Source organism: Polaromonas sp. P1_G2 (assembly GCF_056405515.1).
In genome coordinates this window covers 1-792 of sequence record NZ_JBFUBY010000587.1, presented here as the reverse complement: position 1 = coordinate 792, position 792 = coordinate 1, and the positions used below count along the sequence as shown (strand labels likewise).

General features: G+C 69.9%; 1 protein-coding gene and 1 pseudogene. One reads left to right on the top strand and one right to left on the bottom strand.

Annotated elements, in window-relative coordinates; translation table 11 throughout:
* The coding region (locus AC1D0P_RS26350) for a c-type cytochrome (protein WP_477679423.1) at positions 1 to 558 on the top strand (558 nt) is incomplete at its 5' end.
* A gap of 64 nt (positions 559 to 622) precedes the next feature.
* Here the strand turns inward: AC1D0P_RS26350 and AC1D0P_RS26345 are convergent.
* Positions 623 to 792: pseudogene (locus AC1D0P_RS26345) on the bottom strand (DUF2946 family protein); the annotation flags it as partial.

Below are 792 nucleotides of genomic sequence, written 5' to 3'. Positions count from 1 at the left end.
GCACCGAAGTTCGGCGACGCGGGCGCCTGGGCCCCACGCATCAAGACCGGCTTCGATGCCCTCTGGCACTCGGCCCTCAAGGGCAAGGGCGCGATGGGCGCCCAAGGCGGCGGCGACTTTGAAGATGTCGAAGTCGGCCGTGCCGTGGTCTATATGACGGCAGCCGCCGGCGGCAAGTTCGCCGAGCCCGCAGCACCTGCCGCCGCGGCATCGGCTCCGGCCGCCGCTGCGACGGCCGCCGCCCCACCGGCAGACGTCGTAGCTGCCCTGGCCGCCGCCAACAAGGGCGCCGCACCTGCTGCAGCGCCGGCTACCGCCGCTGGCGCCGTCCCCGCGCTGTACGGCCAGGTGTGCGCCGCCTGCCACGTGGCTGGTGTGGCCAACGCTCCCAAACTGGGCGACAAGGCCGCCTGGGCCCCGCGTGTGGCCGCCGGCGTCGATGCACTGACCGCCAGCGCCATCAAGGGCAAGGGCGCAATGCCTCCCAAGGGCGGCTCCGCTGCCCCCGACAGCGAGATCAAGGCTGTGGTGCAGTACATGGTCAACGCCGCCAAATAAGCGCCTGCCTCCTCCACAAAAAAAGCCGGTCGTTGACCGGCTTTTTTGTTGCCCCCTGCACATGTCAAACGGCGGCGGGCTGCTGCTTTTCGTTCAGGGCCTGCGGGCTGCGCACATACCCAAAGCGCCCCGGCAAATCACGGGCGGGATATTCCTCGGGCACCCACAGGCCCTGCTCCACCGCGTCGGCGGCATGCGTCATGTCCTGGGTGTGGACCAGGCCGAAGCCAAGGT